A 4151-nucleotide genomic window follows, 5' to 3' on the forward strand; every position below is an offset into this window, starting at 1 on the left:
GTCATAGTTCACGCTGGCGGCATTACCTGGCTCATCCATGAGCCTCGCCCGCAAGGGCTACCGCTATCCCGCAGCGCTCTCCTTAAGCCGCGCCTTCAGCTTGTCGTACTCCTCTACCACGTAGCATTCCGCCGCCCGCTGATCCGCAATGCGCTCGACGTTAACCGCGCAGTACTTGTACTCCGGGGTTTTGGTTATCGGGCTCAGGTTTTCGGTCACCAGCTCGTTGCAGGCGCCGATCCACCACTGGTAGGTCATGTACACCGCGCCGGGATTGGGGCGGTCGCTGACCTTCGCCCGGGTGATCACCTTGCCTTTACGCGAGTTAACCCACACCAGATCCTCATCGCCGATATTCAGCCGCCGGGCGTCTGCCGTGTTGATCTGCGCGTAGCCCGGCTCGTCCGCGAGCTTCGCCAGCGCCGCGCAGTTGCCGGTCATCGAGCGGCAGGAGTAGTGGCCTACTTCGCGCACCGTGGAGAGCACCATCGGGTACTCGTCGCTGAGCTTGTCGAGCGGCGCCTGCCACTCGCAGGTGAAGAACTGCGCCAGCCCGTTCGGCGTAGAGAACGTCTCCTCGAACAGGTACGAGGTGCCCTGGTCGGCGTCGGACTCGTCCCGGCACGGCCACTGCACGTAGCCCAGCTCGCCCATTTTCTCGTAGGTAGCGCCGAAGAAGTTGGGGCACAGGTGGCGCAGCTCGTCCCAGATTTGCTGGGTGTTGTCGTAGCGCATCGGGTAGCCCATCCGGGTGGCAATCTCGCAGATGATTTGCCAGTCGGTTTTCAGATCCCACTTCGGCTCCACCGCCTTGAAGAAGCGCTGGAAGCCGCGGTCTGCCGCGGTGTAAACCCCTTCGTGCTCCCCCCAGGAGGTGGACGGCAGGATGACGTCTGCCGCCGCGGCGGTTTTGGTCATAAAGATGTCCTGCACGATCACCAGATCCAGATCCTCAAAGGCCTTGCGCACCGCAGACAGCTCGGCATCGGTCTGGAGCGGATCTTCGCCCATGATATATGCCGCGCGCACCTCGCCGTGGGCCTCCCGGTGGGGCAGCTCGCTGATGCGGTAGCCGGTATGTTCCGGCAGGCTCTCGACGCCCCAGGCTTTGGCAAACTTGGCGCGGTTTTCCGGGAACTTAACGTACTGGTAGCCCGGATAGGTATCCGGCAGCGCGCCCATGTCGCAGGCGCCCTGTACGTTGTTCTGCCCGCGCACAGGATTGACCCCGGCGCTCGGCTTGCCGAGGTTGCCGGTGAGGATTGCCAGGCTGGTGAGAGATCGCACGGTTTCCACCCCCTGCCAGAACTGGGTCACGCCCATTCCCCACAGGATCGCCGCCGATTTCGCTCCGGCATACATCCGCGCGCACTGGCGGATCTGCTGTGCGCCAATGCCGGTTATGGTTTCCACCGACTCCGGCGTGTAGCTTTCAACAATGCGCCGGTACTCCTCGAAGCCTTCCGAGCGAGCAGCCACGAAGGATTTATCATACAGTCCCTCTTTGATAATCACGTGCCCGATGGCGTTCAGCAGCGCGATGTTCGAGCCGTTTTTTAGCGCCAGGTGCATGTCCGCCACGCGCGCGGTTTCGATTTTGCGCGGATCGCAGACGATGATTTTCGCCCCGTTGCGTTTGGCGTTCAGAATATGATTCGCCACGATAGGGTGCGAATCCGCCGGGTTATAGCCAAAAATGAACACCAGATCGGTGTTATCGATCTCGGTGATGGCATTGCTCATTGCGCCGTTTCCGACCGACTGGTGCAGACCTGCAACCGACGGGCCGTGTCAGACGCGCGCGCAGCAGTCCACGTTGTTGGTGCCAATCACCGCCCGCGCGAACTTCTGCATAATGTAGTTGGTTTCGTTACCGGTACCGCGTGAGGATCCGGTGGTCTGGATGGCATCCGGGCCGTATTTGGCCTTGATTGCGCTCAGGCGCGTCGCCACATAGTCGAGCGCCTCGTCCCAGGAGACGGACTCCAGCTTGCCACCGCGCTGGCGGCGGATCATCGGGCTTTTCAGGCGCGGGGTGAGGATCTGCGGGTCGTCAACAAAATCCCAGCCGTAGTAGCCTTTCAGGCACAGGGTGCCCTGATTGTTTTTGCCCATCGCCGCCTCGGCGCGAACAATTTTTCCGTCCTCTACCGACAGCTGCATCTTGCAGCCCGAGGCGCAGTAGGGACAAACGGTTGTCACTGTCTTCATAACACTCTTCCTGATAACGCGGGTTTACAGCAGCACGCCGAAGCCAAACCGGCTGCCGATGCCGAGGGCCACCGCCTGCTGCACGGCGGGTATCGCCAGCAGCAGCAGGACCATCAGCGCAAAAGCAAGACGCATAAGCATGGGTTATCCCTCCCGGGCTTCCTCTGGATTCTGCTCTTTCTGCACTTTACGCAGCAGCAGCCACATCCTGACGGTTCTTACCGCCACGTTGCGCGCCGCCGAGCTGGGCGGTGCCGGATCCGGCACCGGCGCTTCCTGATTCACGCGGAACGGCACGCTGCCGTTAAGGGTCAGGTTGGCGACGATAGCGGTCAGCGTGCCGATAGTGATGCCGCTGTGCAGGAAAAGCTGCGCCATCGGCGGGAACTGGCTAAACAGATTGGGCACCACCACCGGCATCATTCCGAGGCCCAGGGTCAGCGCCACCACCATGCCGTTGTTGTTGTTGCGGTAGTTGACCTGGCCCAGGGTGCGGATGCCGGAAACCGCCACCATGCCGAACATCACAATCCCGGCACCGCCAAGGATAGGTTTCGGTATCAGCACCACCAGCGCTGCCATCTTGGCGAAGATGCCCATCAGGATCAGGATGACCCCGGAGACCGACACCACGAAGCGGCTGCGCACCCCCGTCAGGCCGATAAGCCCGACGTTCTGCGCGAAGGCGGAATAGGGGAACAGGTTGAACAGGCCGCAAATAGTGGTGGCTACGCCGCAGGTGTTGAGGCCGTTGCGCAGCATTTTGGCGTCGACTTTTTTACCGACAATGTCGCCGGTCGCCATCATTGAGGACATGGTCTCCACCATCACTACCACCATCACCATCGACAGCAGCGCCACCGGAATAATGTGGAACTCCGGCTTGGCGAAGGGCATCAGGGTTGGCAGGTGCAGCCACTGGGTAGAATTGAAGAGATGAAGATCGAGCGGTTTAAAAAAGCTCCAGATAATAGATCCGATAATCAGGCCTATCAGCACCGAGGTGTTCTTCACCACGCCGGAGGCGAAGGTGTAGATGTTCAAAATGATAACCAGGGTGATAAAGGCCATCAGCAGCGCAAAGGGCGCGCCGAAACCCGCCATTTCGCTGCTGCCGCCGCCAATCCAGCCGCCGGCGACCGGCATAATCGACATGCCGATAAGGGTAACGATACTGCCCATCACCACCTTCGGAAAAAAGCGGATCAGCTTGCTCATCCACGGCGCGCAGGCGAGGATAAAAATCCCCGACACGATCACCGCCCCGGAGATACCGCCGATGCCGTACTCTTTGCCAATCAGCACCATCGGGATCAGCGCGGCAAAGGTACAGCCCTGAATCAGCGGCAGCCGGCAGCCGAGCCACGTGCCGACGCCGAGAGACTGGATAATGGTGGCGACGCCGCAGACAAACAGGTCGGCGCTGATGAGCAGGATAATGTGCTCGGGGGGTAATCCCACCGCGTTACCCACCACCAGCGGAACGGCAACCGCGCCCGCGTACATCACCAGCACGTGCTGCAGGCCATAAAGGAACATTTGCGTAATAGGTAAAACCTCATCGACGGGCGCTGTAGAGCCTGCAGATCGTGAGGCAGTAGGGGCCATATCTTTCATGAAATAGTTCTCTCCTGTACGACTTCGCTCGGTAAAAGGGGTTATCAGAGTCGAAGTTACGATTCGAAGGCGGTGCCTCCCTGAGCCGATAGCAACATCGGCATATTGCGCGCACGGTGAGAGTTATGCGTAAGCTGTGCCAAAAATAAGCAAAGGCGCAGCCAAAAGGGATATTTGTGAAATGAATCACGCGTAAACAGATATAATGACGCGAGATGATAACTGCATCAAAACAGGCTTTAGTGATAATCCCTAAGAGGTATCACATTGAGATATACGCGCTCTCATTTTGGTATCCGCCGCCCGGGGCGTTTTTATCAAAG

The 4151-nt window shown here is 59.7% G+C and carries 2 protein-coding genes; both read right to left on the reverse strand.

What is annotated here, in order from left to right; translation table 11 throughout:
- Window positions 1-63 precede the first annotated feature (63 nt).
- A complete protein-coding gene (gene fdhF, locus QZ766_RS07360; protein WP_297199540.1) occupies window positions 64-2211 on the reverse strand; it encodes a formate dehydrogenase subunit alpha in 2148 nt (715 codons plus the stop codon).
- A gap of 144 nt (window positions 2212-2355) precedes the next feature.
- A complete protein-coding gene (locus tag QZ766_RS07365) occupies window positions 2356-3828 on the reverse strand; it encodes a nucleobase:cation symporter-2 family protein (protein ID WP_297199543.1) in 1473 nt (490 codons plus the stop codon).
- Window positions 3829-4151: the final 323 nt, after the last annotated feature.

Origin of the sequence: uncultured Pluralibacter sp. (genome assembly GCF_913775985.1) — a bacterium.
Taxonomy (GTDB): domain Bacteria; phylum Pseudomonadota; class Gammaproteobacteria; order Enterobacterales; family Enterobacteriaceae; genus Pluralibacter.